13 protein-coding genes are annotated in these 18567 nt (G+C 52.4%); 5 read left to right on the top strand and 8 right to left on the bottom strand.

Annotation, left to right across the window (positions count from 1 at the left end; all coding sequences use genetic code 11):
• Positions 1-45: 45 nt before the first annotated feature.
• From BOW52_RS06855 to epmB, 3 genes are all read right to left on the bottom strand, one after another.
• Positions 46-2130 (bottom strand): EAL domain-containing protein, encoded by a 2085-nt coding sequence (locus BOW52_RS06855; RefSeq protein ID WP_078483351.1) that lies wholly within the window; start codon positions 2128-2130, stop codon positions 46-48.
• Between the two features lie 258 nt (positions 2131-2388).
• Complete coding sequence (locus tag BOW52_RS06850; RefSeq protein WP_078483350.1) at positions 2389-4230, bottom strand: hypothetical protein; 1842 nt, start codon at positions 4228-4230, stop codon at positions 2389-2391.
• 125 nt (positions 4231-4355) lie between these two features.
• Positions 4356-5414, bottom strand: coding sequence for an EF-P beta-lysylation protein EpmB (epmB, locus tag BOW52_RS06845; protein WP_078483349.1), 1059 nt, complete (start codon positions 5412-5414; stop codon positions 4356-4358).
• Positions 5415-5460: 46 nt separating this feature from the next.
• Here epmB and efp point away from each other — a divergent pair, with 46 nt between their 5' ends.
• Positions 5461-6030 carry an elongation factor P gene (gene efp, locus BOW52_RS06840; protein ID WP_078483348.1) on the top strand — a complete coding sequence of 190 codons (570 nt, stop codon included), beginning with the start codon at positions 5461-5463 and terminating at the stop codon, positions 6028-6030.
• A gap of 68 nt (positions 6031-6098) precedes the next feature.
• Positions 6099-7079, top strand: coding sequence for an EF-P lysine aminoacylase EpmA (gene epmA / locus BOW52_RS06835; protein ID WP_078483347.1), 981 nt, complete (start codon positions 6099-6101; stop codon positions 7077-7079).
• Positions 7080-7101: 22 nt separating this feature from the next.
• Here the strand turns inward: epmA and lon are convergent, their stop codons facing one another.
• Positions 7102-9492 (bottom strand): endopeptidase La, encoded by a 2391-nt coding sequence (gene lon, locus BOW52_RS06830; RefSeq protein ID WP_078483346.1) that lies wholly within the window; start codon positions 9490-9492, stop codon positions 7102-7104.
• A 329-nt stretch (positions 9493-9821) separates the two neighbouring features.
• On the opposite strand from lon, the gene BOW52_RS06825 reads away from it, so the two are divergent.
• Positions 9822-10454, top strand: a complete 633-nt coding sequence (locus tag BOW52_RS06825; protein ID WP_078483345.1) for a hypothetical protein — start codon at positions 9822-9824, stop codon at positions 10452-10454.
• A gap of 63 nt (positions 10455-10517) precedes the next feature.
• Here BOW52_RS06825 and moeA read toward each other — a convergent pair whose 3' ends face one another.
• The 3 genes from moeA to mobA are packed head-to-tail and all read right to left on the bottom strand — an operon-like array spanning position 10518 to position 12905.
• Positions 10518-11774 carry a molybdopterin molybdotransferase MoeA gene (gene moeA / locus BOW52_RS06820; protein WP_078483344.1) on the bottom strand — a complete coding sequence of 419 codons (1257 nt, stop codon included), beginning with the start codon at positions 11772-11774 and terminating at the stop codon, positions 10518-10520.
• Positions 11775-11793: 19 nt separating this feature from the next.
• Positions 11794-12327 (bottom strand): molybdopterin-guanine dinucleotide biosynthesis protein MobB, encoded by a 534-nt coding sequence (gene mobB / locus BOW52_RS06815; protein WP_078483343.1) that lies wholly within the window; start codon positions 12325-12327, stop codon positions 11794-11796.
• Positions 12324-12905: a molybdenum cofactor guanylyltransferase MobA gene (mobA, locus tag BOW52_RS06810; RefSeq protein WP_078483342.1), complete on the bottom strand. Its 582-nt coding sequence runs from the start codon at positions 12903-12905 to the stop codon at positions 12324-12326. The genes mobB and mobA overlap by 4 nt, the downstream gene beginning before the upstream one ends.
• A gap of 167 nt (positions 12906-13072) precedes the next feature.
• Here mobA and xerD point away from each other — a divergent pair, with 167 nt between their 5' ends.
• Positions 13073-13990: a site-specific tyrosine recombinase XerD gene (gene xerD / locus BOW52_RS06805; RefSeq protein ID WP_078483341.1), complete on the top strand. Its 918-nt coding sequence runs from the start codon at positions 13073-13075 to the stop codon at positions 13988-13990.
• A gap of 129 nt (positions 13991-14119) precedes the next feature.
• Positions 14120-14842 (top strand): DsbC family protein, encoded by a 723-nt coding sequence (locus BOW52_RS06800; RefSeq protein WP_078483340.1) that lies wholly within the window; start codon positions 14120-14122, stop codon positions 14840-14842.
• Between the two features lie 10 nt (positions 14843-14852).
• Here BOW52_RS06800 and BOW52_RS06795 read toward each other — a convergent pair whose 3' ends face one another.
• Positions 14853-18224, bottom strand: coding sequence for a UvrD-helicase domain-containing protein (locus tag BOW52_RS06795; protein WP_078483339.1), 3372 nt, complete (start codon positions 18222-18224; stop codon positions 14853-14855).
• Between the last annotated feature and the right edge of the window lie 343 nt (positions 18225-18567).

The raw sequence follows: 18567 nt of genomic DNA, 5'->3' as shown, positions 1-18567 counted from the left end.
GATCGTAGCAGCGGCTTTTTTTATTAGTTGGGATTCTAGAGGAGGTTAGACGCCCTCGTTAACGAAGTCGAACTCCAGTACCTCTTCGGGGCCCTGCAGGAAGTATCCCTGGATGTAGTTTACACCGCAGGTCCAGAGTACCGAGAGGCTGTTAGCGTCCTCGACGAATTCGGCAATGGTCTTCTTCTCCAGAGATTTGGCCATATCGGTAATCGATTTGACCATCGCCTGATTCTCTCGATTGCCTCCTAGATGGTGAATAAAGGAGCCATCGATCTTGAGCATGTCGACCGGCAGATGTTTGAGGATATTGAATGACTTTGCACCCTTACCAAAGTGTTCCAGGGCCACGCTGCAGTGTAGCTGCTTCAACCCTTCGAAGAGCACCTTGGCAGTCTTCAAATGGTGGGTGGCATCCTCCTCATGAACCTCGAAGGTAATGGCGTCTCCTTCCAGACGATGTTTTTGTAGACACTCGCGGATCCAGCCAAGGGTGCCTTCATCAACGACCGATGCGCCTGACATCTTGATAAAGAAGTGGGTGTTGCGACCGCTACGGCGCTGATCCGCAATGACTGAAATGGCATGCACGATGACCCAGCGGTCGATAATTGCCAGTAGATTGGCCTGCTCGGCCGCCTGGATGAACTGCCCCGGCATGATGACATCACCATGGGTGTCGATCATACGAACCAGTACCTCATAGTTCTCTCGGGAGTCGCCGTGCAGGCTGACGATCGGTTGGAAGACGAGGCGGAAGCGATTCTCTTTGAGTGCCAGTTTGATACGCTCAACCCAGTCTTCATCTCGCTGATCTCCCGCCTCCTGATCGGCGACAGGGTCATGGATATGGGTCTTGTTACCTTCACCCTTCTTAGCCACCTCACAGGCAAGATCGGCCTGTGAGATCACCTCGTGGGCATCAACACTTCTGCTGTCGATGGTGCTGATACCGATGCTACAGGTGGTGGTTATCGATTGAACTCCAACTTCCGAAATGACATCAGTAACGGCGTGGCGTAGCTCCTCGGCAAGCATCTCTGCGCCCAGAGCCTGTTTGTTATAGCTCAATACGGTAAAGGTGCTATCACCAAAACGGGCAAGGGTGTCGTTTTCAGCCACCTTGCTGCTGAGCATCTTTGCGACATCGGTCAGGACCAGATCGCTGCCGGCAATACCGACCTGCTCCTTGATCTCTTTGAAGTTGTCGAGATCGATGTAAATGAGAGCCGTTTCTGCGGTGCCACTGCGAGCCTTCTCTACGGCGACTTCAAGCTCATCGAGGAAATATTGGCGGTTATAGAGACCGGTGAGAAGGTCCTGTTTACTCAGATACTGGAGCTTCTCTTCAAGATCCTTGCTGGCACGATGATCTCTGATGATGATCTGGGTACAGGGTTCGCCATCGATGGTGGCGGGGGAGAACTCGAGCTTTCCCTGAAAACCCTTGCCGTCGAGAGTGACAAGTTGCAGGTCGAGTTCACTCTCTTTGCTCTTACCCTTGGCATGGGCGCGCAGGTAGTCTTTGAATTTTGCCTGGTCTTCAGTATCGACCATATCCATCACCGGCATGCCCTCTAGCTCTTCGCTATCGTCGTAGCCGAAGCGTTCGAGGTAGGCTGAGTTGGCATAGATATGCATGCCTTCATGGATATAGGCGATGGCGTCACGAGAGTTGTCGAGCAGGCCGTGACAGCGACGTTCACTCTCGCCAAAGGCACTCTTACAGCTGACCATCTCTCTATAGTTGATCAGGTTGCGATATTCGCGACTGACTACAAGTTGCAGATGGGCGATATCGCCCTTGATGATCAAATCTGTGGCACCGGCACGCATTGCTTCGACACGTGCGGCTGGGGTGGGATCGGGGTCGACCATGATCAGTGGGAGTTCGATGTTGTGAGCGGAGAGGGCCGTAATGATCTCTCTCGGTGAGAGTTCATCCATGCCCGTTGAACAGAGGATTAAATCGGGGCGCTGTGTATTGAGCGCCTCCTCGAGATCCTCGAGATCCTCGACACGTTTTTCACGAACGGCAAAGCCAGCGTCGCGAATGGCGCTGACATAATCGTCTGCAACATTAAAAGAGCTTTCACCGATTAGTAGGTGAAGGCGTTTCTCTCCATCCATCTTCTTGTTATTCCTTCAAGCCATGACGACTGAACCGAATCTGCCGCACCTGCTGATATCCCTCTAAGAGGTGATGGTATTTATTAAGATTGATCGCTAATTAGCCGAAAGTTGGTCATTTTCTTACGATCTCCACGGATAATCGTAGCGTAAATCACAACTGTGGGAAACCGTGCCGGTCTCGCTAATGTCAGAAGGGGAGATATGGTCTCGAAGCGGCTGAGGGAATCCAGTGTGAGATCAGCGGGTAACTGAAAACTAGATGAGCTTCCAGTCTAACGCTTCACCGTTGTTCTGTTGCTGTTTTGGCGAGCTGTTTTCGTTGCCGTTTCGTTTGCTCTTGGGTTGTGCAGATGTGCCGAGCGGATTGAAATGGTACTGGGCAAATGAGCCGGTATTCTCAGTCATCTCAGCCAATTCGACATAGAGATCTTTGTCCTGCTGTTTGATCATCACCTTCTGTCCAGCTCTGAGTGGATAGGCGGGCAATATGAGCGAAGAGGCTATTTCACTTGCAGGGTTTTCGGGAATCAGTAACCAGTGCCCCGTTGGGTCGGTCAGCTCCTCGCCAAGCTCGACAAGCAGAGAAATGACGCTGGGGGAGAGCATCTGAACGCCTACCTTGAGCCCTTCGCTCTCTTCACAGCGCATCCATCGCACGACGCCGATGCCCCAATAGTGGATGTCCTCTTCACCGGTATTGTGGATGCCGATCAATTCCCCAACCTTGGCGGTAGAGGCGTGTTCATCATTCCAGAGTAGGCAGTAGCCTCCTGCACTCACGTTGACCATATTCCAGTTCTGAGTCGGATAGGGACTATCTGCTGCAGGCGCGGCCGGAGTTGAATCACTGCTTTCGTCAATGTCGGGGCGCAGGCCAGCCGGAAGCCCGATCTTTTCACGCTCTTCACTGCTCATCTCAAAATCGATGACGGTTAAATCGGAAGGGATGGACGAACTCGGGATTCCTATCGGCTCATCTTTGGTCGGTGAAGGTGGTGGTGGAGCACCAAATCCATAACGATGATTTTTGTCAGGATTGATGCCACTGATGTGGTAGTAGATTGCATTGATGCCGCTAGTGATCTCAACGTTGGTGCTGATGTTGAGTCGGTTCTCACCCCGTTTGGGTACGATACCCCAGGCAAGAGCCAGACGACGTAGCAGGTCGTGGCTGAGTTTGGTCTCACCGATAACCACGCGGTTGTCCTCTCCGTTCTCGGTTACCTGAAGTTGCAGATCGTCTGCTAGTTCGGTGGTATCGAGAATCCGAATCTGACTTGGGTCGCCACTCGCCTTGTGTAGAGCGCGGTAAGTTGGTGGAGCATCGAGATCGAGTTGGGTGACAAAAATACCATTCTCTTCCACGGCATCGCTAGTACCCCCAATCTTTGTGTTTCTAACCCACTGTTCAAGCATCTGATATACACGGTCGACCTCCCCCTGATGGAGACGGTAGGGGCAGGCGAGTGAAAGAAGCATGGTGCGTTTAATCATGTCCTCAACGGTGCAGGTGGTTCTGCGTTTGAGCATCTGATCTTTAACTGGGGTTTCGCTGATCTTGTTCTGAGTGGCAAAGCTGTAGAGCTGGTGGATATCTTTCCAGGTATTGGTTGGGTAGCTGCCGTATATCTGGTAGGCATGCATCAGGATGGTGCTGAGGTAGCGCATGTTGCGATGGGTTGCGTAGGTAATCATCGATATGTCGATGCGTTTACCGGTCTGGGTTAGCGTCTGAACGATGACTGTCTTATAACCCACGGCCATCAGGATATTGATCTCCTGTAACAGTGAGTAAGCACGGTTACTGACATCACTCAGCGGTAGCGGCCTGCCGACGAATTTTCGCTGTAGTGTTTCAGAAATTATCTGAATAAGCGGGTGAAACTGCTCGAGCAGTTTGTACCGTTCACTGGGTTTGATCTGCAGGGTGCTGATATCGCTGAGCGCTTCGGAAACCAACCGTGTGACCTCATCCAGATTGGCCATCGGTAGTGCATCGAACCACTCTTTAACCTTCTTAGGGCGCAGGTCAAAGCTCAGCTCGTCGGGCGCGTGCTGGACGGGTATCGCATAGATGGATGAATCGTTACTGCTCACCGGTTAAAATCCCTGAATTCCTTTGTCGCATGCCGGCGACGCTTGTCGAGTTGATTGGCAGTTTTGCCATAATCATAGATGTGAATGATTGTCTCTGTGATTAATACCACAATAATAATGTGATGTTAATAACCCATTGATGTTAGCGAAAAAATACCCTCGGTGTCAGTGTCAGAAAATGTCGTGCTAAACAGTTCGATGAGTGGTGTTTTGCTCTGTTTTCCGGCTACCTCTCTAACCAGTTTTGGCAGCAGGTAACCGGGTAGTGACTCTGACATCGTCTGGTGAATTGTAAGTGCTTCGCCGTCAGTGACCTCAAAATGCGCCGCCCCCTGTACCCGGTCGAGCTGGTGTAGGTAGTAGGGTAGTACACCATTGGCAAAAAGTTGTTCGCTCAGTTCGCTAAGAGTAGCGGCACTGTCGTTGACACCTTTAAGAAGAACCGACTGGTTGAGCAGTGTAGCGACTGGTCGCAGTCTACGTAGTGCGGAACTAACCTCATCGTCGATCTCATTAGAATGGTTGGCATGGATGATGACTACACTGAAGAGTCTGCTAGAGGCCAATATTTGACACAGTTCTGCATCAATGCGACTTGGTAGCACGATCGGAATACGGCTGTGAATTCTTACGCGCTTAAGGTGAGTGATGGTCTCAAGGTCATCTAGAAAGCCGGCAAGGCGCTCATTGGTGATCAGCAGTGGGTCGCCGCCACTAAGGATGAGCTCACTAATCGAATCATCCTCGCGGAGCGACTTGAGTACCTCTTGCCAGTTACTCTCGGTGGGGGCTGAACCCTGATAGGGGAAGTGGCGTCTGAAACAGTAGCGACAGTTGATTGCGCAGGCCGCTGTGGTTATCAACAGCGCACGTCCATGATATTTCTGCAGTAGTCCGGGAGCTTTGAAGCTTTCAAACTCATCCACTGGGTCCATACTGAATCCCCTCTGTTCGATCAGCTCATCGCTCAATGGCAGTACCTGACGAAGGAGGGGGTCGGATAGGTTGCCAACCTCGATTCGCGATAGGTAGGCGGGAGAGACGTAGAGTCCAAATAGCTTGGCCGCGTGGCGTGCATCCTCGAGCAGCTCGCTACCAAGTTTTAGACGCAGCAGTAGTTCAGCGGGGTCGCGGATCGATTGGGACAGCTCTCGCTGCCATGATGGGACGGTTCGGGGTATCATGTTGCGCCTAATTATCACATAAACCAGATTTAGACGGTGAAGCACAATGGCAACCTATAGCACTAACCAGTTCAAACGCGGCCTTAAACTGATGATCGATGGTGATCCCTGCTCAATCGTTGAGAATGAGTTCGTTAAACCAGGCAAGGGGCAGGCGTTTAATCGCGTCAAAATCCGTAATCTTAAGACTGGGCGAGTCGTTGAACGGACCTATAAATCGGGTGAAAGTGTTGAGGCGGCCGATGTTATGGACACCGATATGCAGTATCTCTACAACGATGGCGATGCCTGGTATTTCATGGATCCTGAAACCTTCGAGCAGTTGGGTGCCGATGAGGCAGCCGTCGGCGATGATAAAAAGTGGCTCAAGGAGCAGGATATCTGTGTGGTTACGCTCTGGAACGGCTCACCGATCAGCATTACTCCACCCAATCACGTTGTGTTGAACGTTACTGAGACCGACCCCGGTGTCCGTGGTGATACTGCTCAGGGCGGCACCAAACCGGCCACCATGGAGACGGGTGCTGTGGTTATGGTGCCGCTTTTTATTGAGATCGGTGACATCCTCAAGGTCGATACTCGCAGTGGCGAATATGTCGGTCGTGCCAAGGAATAATGCCGAATCAGATCACTATCTGAACCGGTTTCACTAAACTGAGACCGGTACACCTTCCCGAAAAAAATATGCACGAGCAAGAGTGGCGACCCAGTGCGAGCCTAGAGATGATACGTCTGCGGGCGCATCTTCTACGGCGGCTTCGACAATTCTTTCTCGATAGGGGCGTGCTCGAGGTCGAGACGCCACTGCTCTCCTCAGCAGCTAACAGCGATCCACATATTGAGAGCTTCGCCAGCCGCTATCGTGGGGTAGGCGATCTGGATAACTCGCACCTCTATCTACACACCTCTCCCGAATTTGCGATGAAACGGTTGTTGGCTGCAGGTAGTGGCCCGATCTATCAGCTCTGCAAAACCTTTCGTAATGGTGAATCGGGACGCCTGCACAATCCCGAGTTCACCATGCTGGAGTGGTATCGGCCGGGCTTTGATCACCATCAGCTGATGGATGAGGTCGACGCGCTGTTGCGCTATCTGATGGATGGGCAGCGTGACCTGGCTACAACGCGCCGTACAAGCTACCGAGAGCTGTTTCAACGTGAACTCAATATCGATCCCTTCAACGCCTCTGAAGAAGTGTTGGAACTCTGTGCTGAGAGAAATGGTATTGAGATTGTGGCCAAGCAGATGGGGTGTGATGAGTGGCTCGATCTGTTGATGAGTCATCTCATCGAACCTCGTCTGGGAATCAATGGCCCCGACTTTATCCATGACTACCCCGCGAGCCAGGCTTCACTGGCCAGGGTGTCGGGTGACCCAGCTGTGGCAGAGCGCTTTGAGCTCTATCTGGATGGTGTTGAACTGGCAAACGGATTTCATGAATTGACCGATGCTGAAGAGCAGCGGCGTCGATTCAGCGCTGATCTGGATGCGAGAGGGAAGACTGGACTCGAACAGGCAGCACTCGATGAGCGATTGCTCGCGGCTTTGAGTAGTGGCTTACCCGATTCTGCAGGGGTAGCACTTGGATTTGATCGTCTGATAATGGCTGTAACAGGAGTAAAAACGATCGATGAGGTGATTACATTCCCCATCGCTCGTGCCTGATTAACGGTCGGCCTGAATTGCTCTAATCGAAGATTATTGCCTTTACGTCATCGTAATGGGCGACAAAATGGGCAGTCATACCCGCGCGAATGTGCTCAGGGACATCCTCATAGTCGTAGCGATTTGCCTCAGGAAGTATCAGTTCTACGATCTTGTTGCGTCGTGCCGATATGACCTTCTCCCGTATTCCGCCGACCGCCAACACGTGGCCAGTCAGGGTTAATTCTCCGGTCATGGCCAGTTTGCGTTTAATGCGTTGATTGCGTGCCAACGAGAGTAGTGCTGTCGCCATAGTGATGCCCGCGCTGGGGCCATCCTTTGGCGTGGCGCCTTCGGGTACATGCAGATGGACAAAGGCGGCATCAAAAAAGGCGGCGTCACCCTCATAGCTCTTGAGGTGAGAGGAGATGAAGCTGTAGGCAATTTCAGCGGATTCACGCATCACTTCACCCAATTTTCCGGTCAGTTTAAATCCTCGGTTTTTGGTGTGGATGCGACTCGCCTCGATATCGAGTGTCGCGCCACCCATAGAGGTCCAGGCGAGCCCGGTAACCACGCCGACTCCACTGAGGGGCTTGACCTGTTTGAAAAAGGGTTTGCCAAGATAGTGTTCAACCTCTTTGATGCCAACACGAATGGGTGTCTTGTTGCGTTTGACGATCTTTACCGCAGCCTTGCGGGCAATCCGTTTCAGCTGCTTCTCCAGATTTCGTACCCCGGCTTCCCGTGCATACCCATCGATTAGATGACGAAGTGCGGCATCGCTGATGTTGAGCTGCTTTTTCAGCAGGCCAACACGATCGAGTGTGCGTGGCCAGAGATGGTGCTTGGCAATGTTGACCTTCTCAGAGGTGATGTAGCCGGAGAGGCGGATAATCTCCATGCGGTCGAGTAATGGCCCGGGAATAGTGTCGAGTTGATTGGCGGTGCAGATGAAGAGCACCTTGGAGAGATCAAATCGAACATCCAGATAGTGGTCTAGGAAATCGCTGTTCTGTTCAGGATCGAGCACTTCGAGCAGTGCTGAGGCGGGATCACCGTGGTAGGAGGCACCGACCTTGTCGATCTCATCGAGCATGATGACGGGGTTGGCGGTCTCACACTCCTTGATGGCTTGAACGAATTTTCCAGGCATCGCTCCGATATAGGTGCGACGGTGTCCTTTGATCTCTGCCTCGTCACGCATGCCGCCCAGACTAAACCGATAGAACTTGCGGTCGAGTGTGTTGGCGATCGACTGACCGATGGATGTCTTGCCTACGCCGGGTGGACCAACTAGCAGAATTATCGAACCGGCAATCTCTCCCTTGAGTTTGCCGACGGCAAGAAATTCGATGATGCGCTCTTTGACGTCGTCCAGGCTGTCGTGGTCGCGATCAAGGATTTGGCGCGCATTTTTCAGATTGAAGGTGTCTTTTGAATAATTACCCCAGGGTAGGGTGGTGATCCAGTCGAGGTAGTTTCGGGTAACACCATACTCGGGCGACCCTGATTCAAGGATTGAGAGTTTTTGCATCTCATCATCGACTCGACGTTGTGCCTGATCACTGAGGTGCAGCTTCTCGAGTCGTTCATTAAAACGGTCGATATCGGCGGTGCGATCATCCTTGGCTAGCCCCAACTCTTTCTGTATCGCCTTGAGCTGCTCACGTAGGAAAAACTGCCGCTGTTGATCGGTCATCTTCTCCTCGACACGCTCACTGATCTGATACTGAAGCTTGGCAACCTCCAGCTCTTTTTTCAGGAGCACCAACACCTTTTTCATGCGGGTGAAGACGGGGATGGTCTCGAGAATCTCCTGTAGAGGGTGCGCCTCGGCGGTAGTCAGGCTGGCAGCAAAATCGACCAGCGGCGAGGGTTCGTTAGGACTAAACCGGTTGAGAAAATATTTCAGCTCTTCACTGTAGAGCGGGTTAAGGGGGATCAGCTCTTTAATCGTATTGATGACCGCCATTGCGTAGGCCTTGAGTTGGTCGGTGTTTTCATAACTGTCATCAATATATTCGACTTTTACTAGGAATGGCGGTTGCTCAGAGAGCCATTTGATAACGCGAAATCGCTGCAGACCCTCAGCGATAAACTGAATTTTTTCATCAGAGTGAACCGGGTGGTGCATACGCGCAGTACTGCCGATCTCGAAAAAATCATCTCGGTTGGGGTGCGTGTCGAATTTATTTCGTGTCAGCAGTAGTCCGACCATGTATTGTGGCAGCTCACCAATCCGCTGCACGGTGTCGAGCCAAGGCTGCTCGTCCATCAAAATCGGCATGGTCTGGGCGGGAAAAAAGGGGCGATCATGAATGGGCAATAGATAGAGCGTGGTTGGTAGCACGTCATTATGCAGTATCAGCCCAGATTCTCCCTGTGTCTCGGTCTCTACTTTTGTCTCTTTTTTGCTTCTTTTACGTGCCATTTTCTACCCGGTTACGTCGTGAATGAGAATTAGTGATGTTGAGTCGAATCGAATCGTAATAATTCAATCTCGGCTGTTCAATCTAAATATAGGATCTTACGCGGTGAGTCGCTATATAGTTCAGATTATTGAGCGCATAACGATGAAATGCACATTTTCTGCAAGCCATTATTTGTGAAATATTGTATCTAGACATATAAATTTTACCTAAAGTGTTAGTGAATAGTTACGCGAGTCATTGTCAAAAACGAGATAATTAATTGAGAAATTTGAATAAAATGGAATTGCTCGTATAATTATTTGTGAATATTTGAATTTCGGAGTTAATAATGGCTAGAGTCAAGAAAAAGGCAGCTGCAAAAAGGACGGCAGCACCGAAGAAAAAAGCAGTAGCAAAGAAGAAGGTTGCTGCGAAAAAGGCACCCGTTGCAAAAAGTGAAGTAGCAGCGGCTCCCAAAAAACGTCGTGGCCGTCCACCAAAGAGTGCGGCTGCTGCAACTGCTAAAGCTCCGACGGCAGCTCCAAAGAAACGCCGCGGTCGTCCACCAAAGAGTGAAACGACTGCAACCACCGCCGCAGCGACTACAGCCGTTGCACCTAAGAAACGTCGTGGTCGTCCACCGCTCAACAAGGGCGCTGCTGCAAAGGCTTCAACCAAGAAACGCACCGGTTCAACGGTACGCGCTGCACTGAATAAGCAGGTAGAGCTCAAAGAGCGTTGGCGTCAGAGTGCCAAAGAGGCACAGGATGCAGCTAAGAGTGCTACAGCTGCGCAGAAAGCTGCTGAGAAGCGTGTGGCCGTTCTGGAGAAGGCGCTGGAGTCAATTCTTGAGTCGCGTGACAAGGCGGTTGATAGCTACAGCAAGAAGTGGGAAAAGCGCTTTATGACTGATGTGACCAAGAAGGTGGGTGCAACAGCACCGAAGAAACGCCGTGGTCGTCCCGCCAAGAAAAAGGCGTAACCACAAGCGCGTTAGCGCAATAAAAAGGGGTGCTGATTAGCACCCCTTTTTTTGTCTCTCGATTTAGAGCATCGATTCAAACGGTTGCACCTCGACCATCGAGCCCGCTTCAATATTTCCGCTCTCAGCGGGTAGAACGATAAAGCAGTTCGCCTTACTCATCGAAGAGAGCACATGCGATCCCTGTAGTCCGGTGGTGTGGACCGAGAGTGAACCATCGGCACTACTCTGCAATACGCCACGCTGAAAATCGGTACGCCCTGGGCGTTTATTTAGTTTTGAGTGACAGGGAACCTTCAGGGTCCAGATCTTCTCGGCGGTTTCACCCTTGAGTTTTCTGATCGCCGGAATGACGAACTGGTAAAAGGTTGCCATGGTCGAGACCGGATTGCCGGGGAGACCAAAAAAGACACTCTTACCCAGTGCACCAAAGGCGAGTGGTTTGCCTGGTTTCATCGCGATTTTCCAGAAATCGATAGAACCGAACTGCTCCAGGGTCTGCTTAACATAGTCGGCATCGCCGACTGAGACGCCACCAGAGGTGATGACGATATCGGCACGCTCTCCCGCCTCCCTGAATGCCCGTTCGATCGCCTCGGGTTGGTCGGGAATGATGCCCAGATCCTCCATCTCTACATCGAGTTTGTTTAACATACCGTAGAGGGTGTAACGATTACTGTCGTAGATCTGCCCCGCTTCCAGCTTATCCCCCGCCTCGCGCAGCTCATCGCCGGTGGAGAAGAAGACGACCTTGGGACGGCGCTTTACGCTGACATCACTAATCCCCAGTGATGCAAGTAGACCCAGCTCTGCGGGGCGAATGGTCAGGCCGATGTCGCCAGCGATATCGCCACTCTTAATGTCTTCACCGGGGTAACGTACATTCTCACCCGCACAGTGATCACTCGAAATAGTGATTATCTCATCGCTACGTTCAACCTGTTCCTGCATGATCACGGTGTCGTAATCATCTGGGACTGCAGCACCGGTCATAATGCGAATCGCACTGCCTGGCTCAATGCTACCATCGTAGGGGTGGCCTGCCAGTGAGGTGCCAATGAGCTGTAGGTTGGCGCTACCACTGTTTGGTAAATCACGACTATGCAACGCATAACCATCCATGGCAGAGTTTTTGTAGGAGGGAACATCGAGGCTTGATGTGACCGCCTCGGCCAGGGTGCGCCCCAGTGCGTGACGTAGTTCAAGGGTCTCGTTCTCTGTGACGGGATTGATCGGTTCAAGGATACGTTGACGTGCGGCTTCCACACTCAACAGGCCACTCGGTTGGCTACAACAATCGATATTCAGTTTGTCGCTCATCTCTATCTCTCTTAAGCAGTTATTGTTCAGTTCTATTCGACTGGTTGGTGTACCAGGCGTAAATAAATTCGGCGATCTCGGCACTATTATTAAGATCGAGGTGGGGCAGATCTGGCGCAGAGGCTATTGGACTATCGGAGGCAATCGCGATAATGGAACTATCCTCTCGTGCAAGCAGAGGTTTTTCCCGAGACGGCCGGTGGAGTTCGATTTTGGTAAAGGGGAGGTGTCTGAATCCTTCGACCAGAATCAGATCGGTCTGCATATGATCGAGTTGCACAATCATATCCTCAAGTCTCGGCTCTTCGGTCTGTGGTTTTTCAGTGATCAGTGCTGAGCGTTTGTCGGATGAGATCAGGACCTGTCCTGCCCCCGCCTTGCGCAGCTCGTAACTATCCTTACCGGGAGTGTCGATATCAAAATTGTGATGTGCATGTTTGATTAATGCAATGCGAACGCCCCGATCATTCAATTGAGGAATGATCTTCTTTAACAGCGTGGTTTTACCAGTACCGCTGAATGCAGCAAAGCCGAGTACAGGGGGGCGCTTCATGAGGCTGCTCCGGTGCTGTTGAGCTCGTCAGGAGTGTTGAAGTTTTTAAACATCTCTATTTGGTCCGAAAAGTCGACCTCTGCAGAATCGATGCTCGCCATCCAGTCACGCGCCTTTCTTCGGCCACTGGCGAGATATTCACTGAGTGAGATTTCGAGCCTGCAGGGTAGTAACACAAACAGTGGTTCGATCTCTCCATCGTGGCAGGCGATAGCGCCCGAGGCGCCGGTCGATGCGTGATGCATGCGCTCAATATAGTCGCTACTGATGAAGGGGGTGTCGCAGGGAAGGGTGATGATAGCGTCGGTCGTCGCTGCCCGCATTGAGGCGAGAATGCCCGCAAGCGGTCCGGCAAAGTCGGCAATCTCGTCACTGACGACCGGATATCCATAGCGACGATATTGATCGAGGTTGCGATTGGCATTGATGATGATGTTATCGACCTTTCCCTCAATGGCGGAGAGAATATGTTCGATCAGAGGTCTGTCTTTAAATGGTAGTAATCCCTTGTCGTTACCGCCCATGCGGCTGGCACGTCCACCTGCAAGAATTACGGCGGTGATCTTCTCGGTTACCATGGATTAGGGTATGGCTCTTTATGACTGCGTACGATGTTTTCTGAAGTGGTTTATCCTATCACACGCTATTTAGATAAATGTCTGCGAAATCAGGTGCAGAGGTGGTATTTTTTGTGTGGGTTTTAACCGGTTTTCAGACAATCAATCGCAGGAGATAGAGGGCAGCAATGAAAGAGCAGCGGCGATCACCGTCCGATGCCGATCGTGCATTGATTGAACAGTTCATCGATGCGCTCTGGATGGAACGCGGTCTGAGTGATAACACCCTCTCCGCCTACCGCTCCGATCTGAGTGGTGTGGCGGGCTGGTTGGCAGCAAAGGGGAGTGATCTCAACGCAGCTCAACGTAGTGAACTGTTAGCGCATCTCTCATGGCGTGTCTCTAAGGGGGCCACTCCTCGAACCACAGCAAGACTGCTCTCATCAATGCGCCGCTTCTATCAGCAGCAGCTCCGAGAGGGACGTCTCTCAGTAGATCCCACGGCTCAGATCGAGGCACCGAAGCTTGGACGTCCACTGCCCAAATCACTCACCGAAACCGATGTAGAGGCTCTACTTGATGCCCCTGACATAGACGAGCCAATGGGTCTGCGTGACCGAGCGATGTTGGAGGTGCTCTACGCCAGTGGTCTGCGTGTCTCAGAACTGGTCAATCTCACGATGCTGCAGCTAAATAGTCGTCAGGGACTGGTACGGGTGATGGGCAAAGGTAACAAGGAGCGCTTGGTGCCTTTGGGTGAGGAGGCGCTCGGCTGGCTTGATCGCTACCTGATAGAGGCGCGGCCAATGTTGATGAAGGGGCAGGTCAACGATGCGCTCTTTCCCAGCCGAAGAGGTTCAGCGATGTCGCGTCAGGCATTCTGGCAGCTGATAAAACGTTATGCGCTAAAGGCGGGTATCGACAAGGCGCTCTCACCCCACACGCTGCGACACTCCTTCGCCACCCATTTGCTAAATCACGGCGCTGACCTGCGAGTGGTGCAGATGTTGCTCGGTCACAGTGACCTCTCTACCACCCAGATCTACACCCATGTGGCACGTGAAAGATTGAAGTCGCTGCATGCGGAACATCATCCGCGTGGTTAGTGTGAGTAAAGGGTGTTGAAACTGTGGGGAACTCAATGGCCGATCACGGGTTAGGGTGTTATGGTGTGAGCCGATTTTGCGCTTGGCGCCTCCTATTTCTAACTATCTATTTTGTGAAGGTTAATCACGATGTCACTGCTTAAGAAATTATTTATCATTCCCGTTCTGTTCACGATGGCAGCGGCACATGCTGCTGATAGTACTGAGAGCGTTGTCTCCGCTGCGGTGAAACGCATTGCGCCAGGTGTTGAGATTGAGAAGATTGCCGAGTCTGAGATCGGCGGTCTTTTTGAAGTGATTACCACCGCTGGTGAGGTGGTCTATGTGAGCGGTGATGGCCGCTACATGATTCAGGGCAACCTGGTCGATATGAAGACCAAGGTCGATCTGACCGAGCAGCGCCTTGCCGGTATGTGGCTTAAGGTGCTGAACAAGATTGATGACAAAAGCACGATTATCTATGCACCGGAGAAAGTGAAACAGACCATCACCGTCTTTACCGATATCGATTGCTCCTACTGCCGCAAATTCCATACGGAGATTCCGCAGTTGAACGAGGCGGGTGTTGCCGTGCGTTATCTATTTTTCCCGCGAGCAGGTGTCGGTTCGGTTAGCTATAAAAAGACCGTTAATGTCTGGTGTGCCAAGGATCGAAATGCGGCGCTGACTGATGCCAAAAATGGCAAGCCGGTTGAAAAGGGCGATTGCGAGAATCCGATCATCAAACATTTGGCAATGGTTGCCGATCTGGGCATTACCGGTACGCCGACCATCTTTACTCCATCGGGTCGTAAGCTACCGGGTTACCTGCCCAGCGATCGTCTGTTGCAGGTGTTGGCCCAGGACAAATAGTCCCAGGCGCTCATTCGAGTGTCAGTTCTCTGAAGCGGTTAGCGGCGGTGAAGAGCAGACCGCCTCTAACCCGCTTGTCGGGGAAGAGTTTGCCAACCCCTTTGCAGTAGAGGTGGATCTGAGGTCGATAGTGTTCGACCAGGCTATCTTCCTCAACGGTGGCTGAGCGGTGGCTCTTGTAGTCGATCACAATCACTTCCGTTTCAGTGACCACTAGGCGGTCGATAATCCCATAGACCATCACTCCATCGTCTTTGAAGCTGATCGGTGCCTCACTGTAGGCGTGCAGGTAGTTTTGTGAATTGAAGAACGCACGGTGTTCAGCGGCATCAACGACCGCCTGTGCCTCATCGAAACTCTGTTGCAGAATCTCATCCTGAGGTTCCATGTCGAACTCACTACAGATCCGGTTTTTCACTTCCACACTATTTACGCGAGCCTGAGTCAGCAGTTCCAACATTCGATGGATCAATAGACCGCGATCGCGACCATCCTCATCGCCATCACTCGAGAGGGATCGCGCAGCAGTCGCTCTGCTTGGGGCGATCTCAACCAGACTGTTTGTCCACCGTATGGGGTGGTTGAGGAGTGGATCAAAAACAGACTTCTGTGAGAGTTTGTTACTACCGGGTTTAGCAAGGTTTGGCTGCTCTCCGCTGCTCAGTATCAACCGCCCCTCATCATCGACATCGGCGTGTGGCTCTAAGGCAGTACGGATCATTCCGTACCAACCCAGATCATCACCTCTATTCGGTGGCGTGCCCGAGACAAGGAGTTGCTGACGCGCTCGGGTGAGTGCGACATAGAGCAGGTTTGCCTCTTCACGCAGCTCGGCCTCTGATTCACTCTCGAGTAGCGTTTTAGAGATCGAGTCGAGACGGTCACTTTTACCCGATAACAAAAATTGACTGGGACGGACTTCACCCGCTGGCCAGTTGACGATTGGCTGGTAGGCGTTGCGACTACTCGGCCTGTTGATTGTATCGGCCAGAATCACCAGCGGTGCCTCAAGTCCTTTTGATCCGTGAATAGTCATCAGGCGCACACGTGGCTCTCCTCCACCCGAAGGTGCCTCATCGGGTGCCTCACTGGAGCGGCTTCGTAGTGAGCGTAGACGAGCGAGAAAGGCGGAGAGACTTGGGTAACGACCACTGTCGATTTCAAGGGCCAGTTCGATAAAACGGGTCAGGTTGGCTCGCACCCGGGGACGTAGGGTCTCCGGAAAGGCCGACTCATAACGAGCGATGACGTTGCCTTCACTATAGATGCGGTCGAGCAGATCATGCACTGGCAGACGACCTACCAGTGCTCGCCAGTGACTGAGCCAGTGGTGAGCACGAGCCAGTGGTGTGCCCGGTTCGAGTGTCGGAGCGAGCGTTGTTAGCTGCTGCATCCAGTTGTTACTGCTGGCCAGTGTGATCAGATCGTCATCACTGGCGGCAAACAGCGGTGAGCGAAGTATCTGGGCTAGAGAGAGGTTGCCAAACGGGGTGATCAGCGTCTCCAGCAGTGTCACCATGTCGCGGATCTCGAGGCTCTCCAGCAGAGTGCCGCGTTGATCGCCGATATAGGGAATCTCCGCCTCGCGTAAGGCCTCTTCGTAGGCGTGTATGTGGGTGCGATTGCGTAGCAGGATGAGGATATCGCCGTGGCCTAGCGGGTGTGCTTCATCCTTAGCACCTACTGGTATCTGCTCCTCTACCAGTTGTTTAATTCGTGCGGCGATCTGCCGCCCCTCTTCAAGATGACGTATCGCCAGCTGCTCTGGCCGGGGGGCCAGTAGCGGGTTACGCAAACCGAGTCGTTCGATTTCGACGGGGGGTTCGATCTGCGGTAGTGGTAGCAGTTCCACGCGTCCCCAGAGCTCGGTGTGATGAGTCTGGTGGCTGCTGAAAGAGGGAATGCGCTGCTTGAGATGGGTCTCTTCAAAGATATGGTTGACGCAGTTGATGATTGCCGGTGCTGAACGGCGCGATGCATCCATGGTAAAGGCGTGGGCTGCGAGGTTTTGCTCAAGCCACTCTGCAGCACTCTCCATCAACCGTGGCTCGGCCCGACGAAAACGGTAGATCGACTGTTTTTTATCACCGACCAGAAAAACGCTCCGTCCACGTTCGCTGCTCCCGGCCGCCATCTCCTGCAGGAGTGGCAAGATCAGCTGCCACTGAGTCGGATTGGTGTCCTGAAACTCATCGATAAGCAGGTGTTCGATTCGTTGATCGAGTTTGTACTGAACCCACTCGCTCTGCTCATGGTTGTTGAGTAACTGGTAGCTCTTCCACTCCAGGTCGGTGAAGTCGAGCAGACGCTGTTCTCGTTTGAGTCGTTGGTAGTGATCGAGTAGTCGACTACCGGCAAGATACCAGGCCGAACTGAGCCGGTAGCTCTTTATGCGTGCCAGTGTGTCGTTGCAGGCGAGTAGCTGCTGGGTCAGTTGAGTGGTGAGTGCGATGAAACGATCCTCGCCATCCTCCCCCATCTTCTTCGCCCGTGCCTTGCTCGGTTTACATGCACGCGGCTCGCCCTTGGCCGTGAGCAGAACCTCGCACAGTAGTTGGTGGCGTTGAGTTACCGGGTTGGTTTCATCACGGATATCAGCAAGCTTTGCTGCTGCACTCAGATTGGTTTTGGTATCGTGCATCACCAGTAATTCGGTGTAGTGCTGCAGTGCATCCATCGTCGGCTGGTTAAAGAGTTGATCGAGTGGCTGCAGATCTGGGTCGATCTGGAGGAGATCGAGGAGTCGTTGTCTGGCGGTATCAATCGGGTCTTTGCATGCTTCTGTATAGGCCCACCAGTCACCTCGGTGTTGAAGAAAGCTGTTCAGTGCCGTGTGACTACTATTAATACCGTTGCACTGCTCAAACAGGTTGTCGAGGGCCTGGGCAAGTGCTGCATCGGGGTTGCGACTCGCCTCCTCGTAGAGGGCTGCCCACGCCTCATCCTCCAGTAAGCCACTCGATTCGAGTAACTCGAAACCAGGAGGAACATCGGCCTCGAGCGGAAAACTTCGCAGCATCTCCTGACAGAAGGCATGGAAGGTGGTAATGCGGATAGGGTGTTCAGAAAAGAGCAGCCTTTCGTATAGCGTGCGGGCCCGCTCTCTGATCTGTTCATCTGTGCTGATGCCGATCATATGGAGAGCGTCATCAAGCGCTGAGTCGCTGAGATCCACATACTCACGCAGGCGCTCAATCAAGCGACTCTCCATCTCAGCGGCCGCCTTACGGGTGAAGGTGACTGCCAGGATGCCACCTGCGGGGTAACCATCGAGTAGAAGTCGTATGGTGCGCGAAACGAGAAGCCATGTTTTTCCGGTGCCGGCGGAGGCGCTGACAGTAGCGTTTGCATTGGGATTGATGGCGTCAAGGATCGTTTCCATAGCGGCAGGATACCGACTCTTTTCAAGAACAGTAAGAGCGATCTCTCTAATCACGATTTAACATGTAAGCATAAGCTGACAAATCTGTAGGATAAGCCCGAAAAGAACCTTAAATATTGTGTGTGTTTGTAGTCGTTAAATGGTAGGTGTGTGTGTAACTCCATGTAAAAACAGAATAAAACTTCATGCTTGTCCCGGATTGATGCGCTGTTTTGAGGCGTGTTCATAGGTTGCACTAATTCCGCAATCGGGGAGTCGCTATTTTTGCGGAAGCTTGTTTTGGGCGTCCAAGCCCAAGCAAGCGGCAAATACTTAACGCGACCGTTTATGCCTACGGCGCCCC

This window comes from Solemya pervernicosa gill symbiont (genome assembly GCF_002020875.1).
In the GTDB taxonomy this organism is placed as follows: domain Bacteria; phylum Pseudomonadota; class Gammaproteobacteria.
This window is presented reverse-complemented; position numbering and strand designations above follow the sequence as displayed.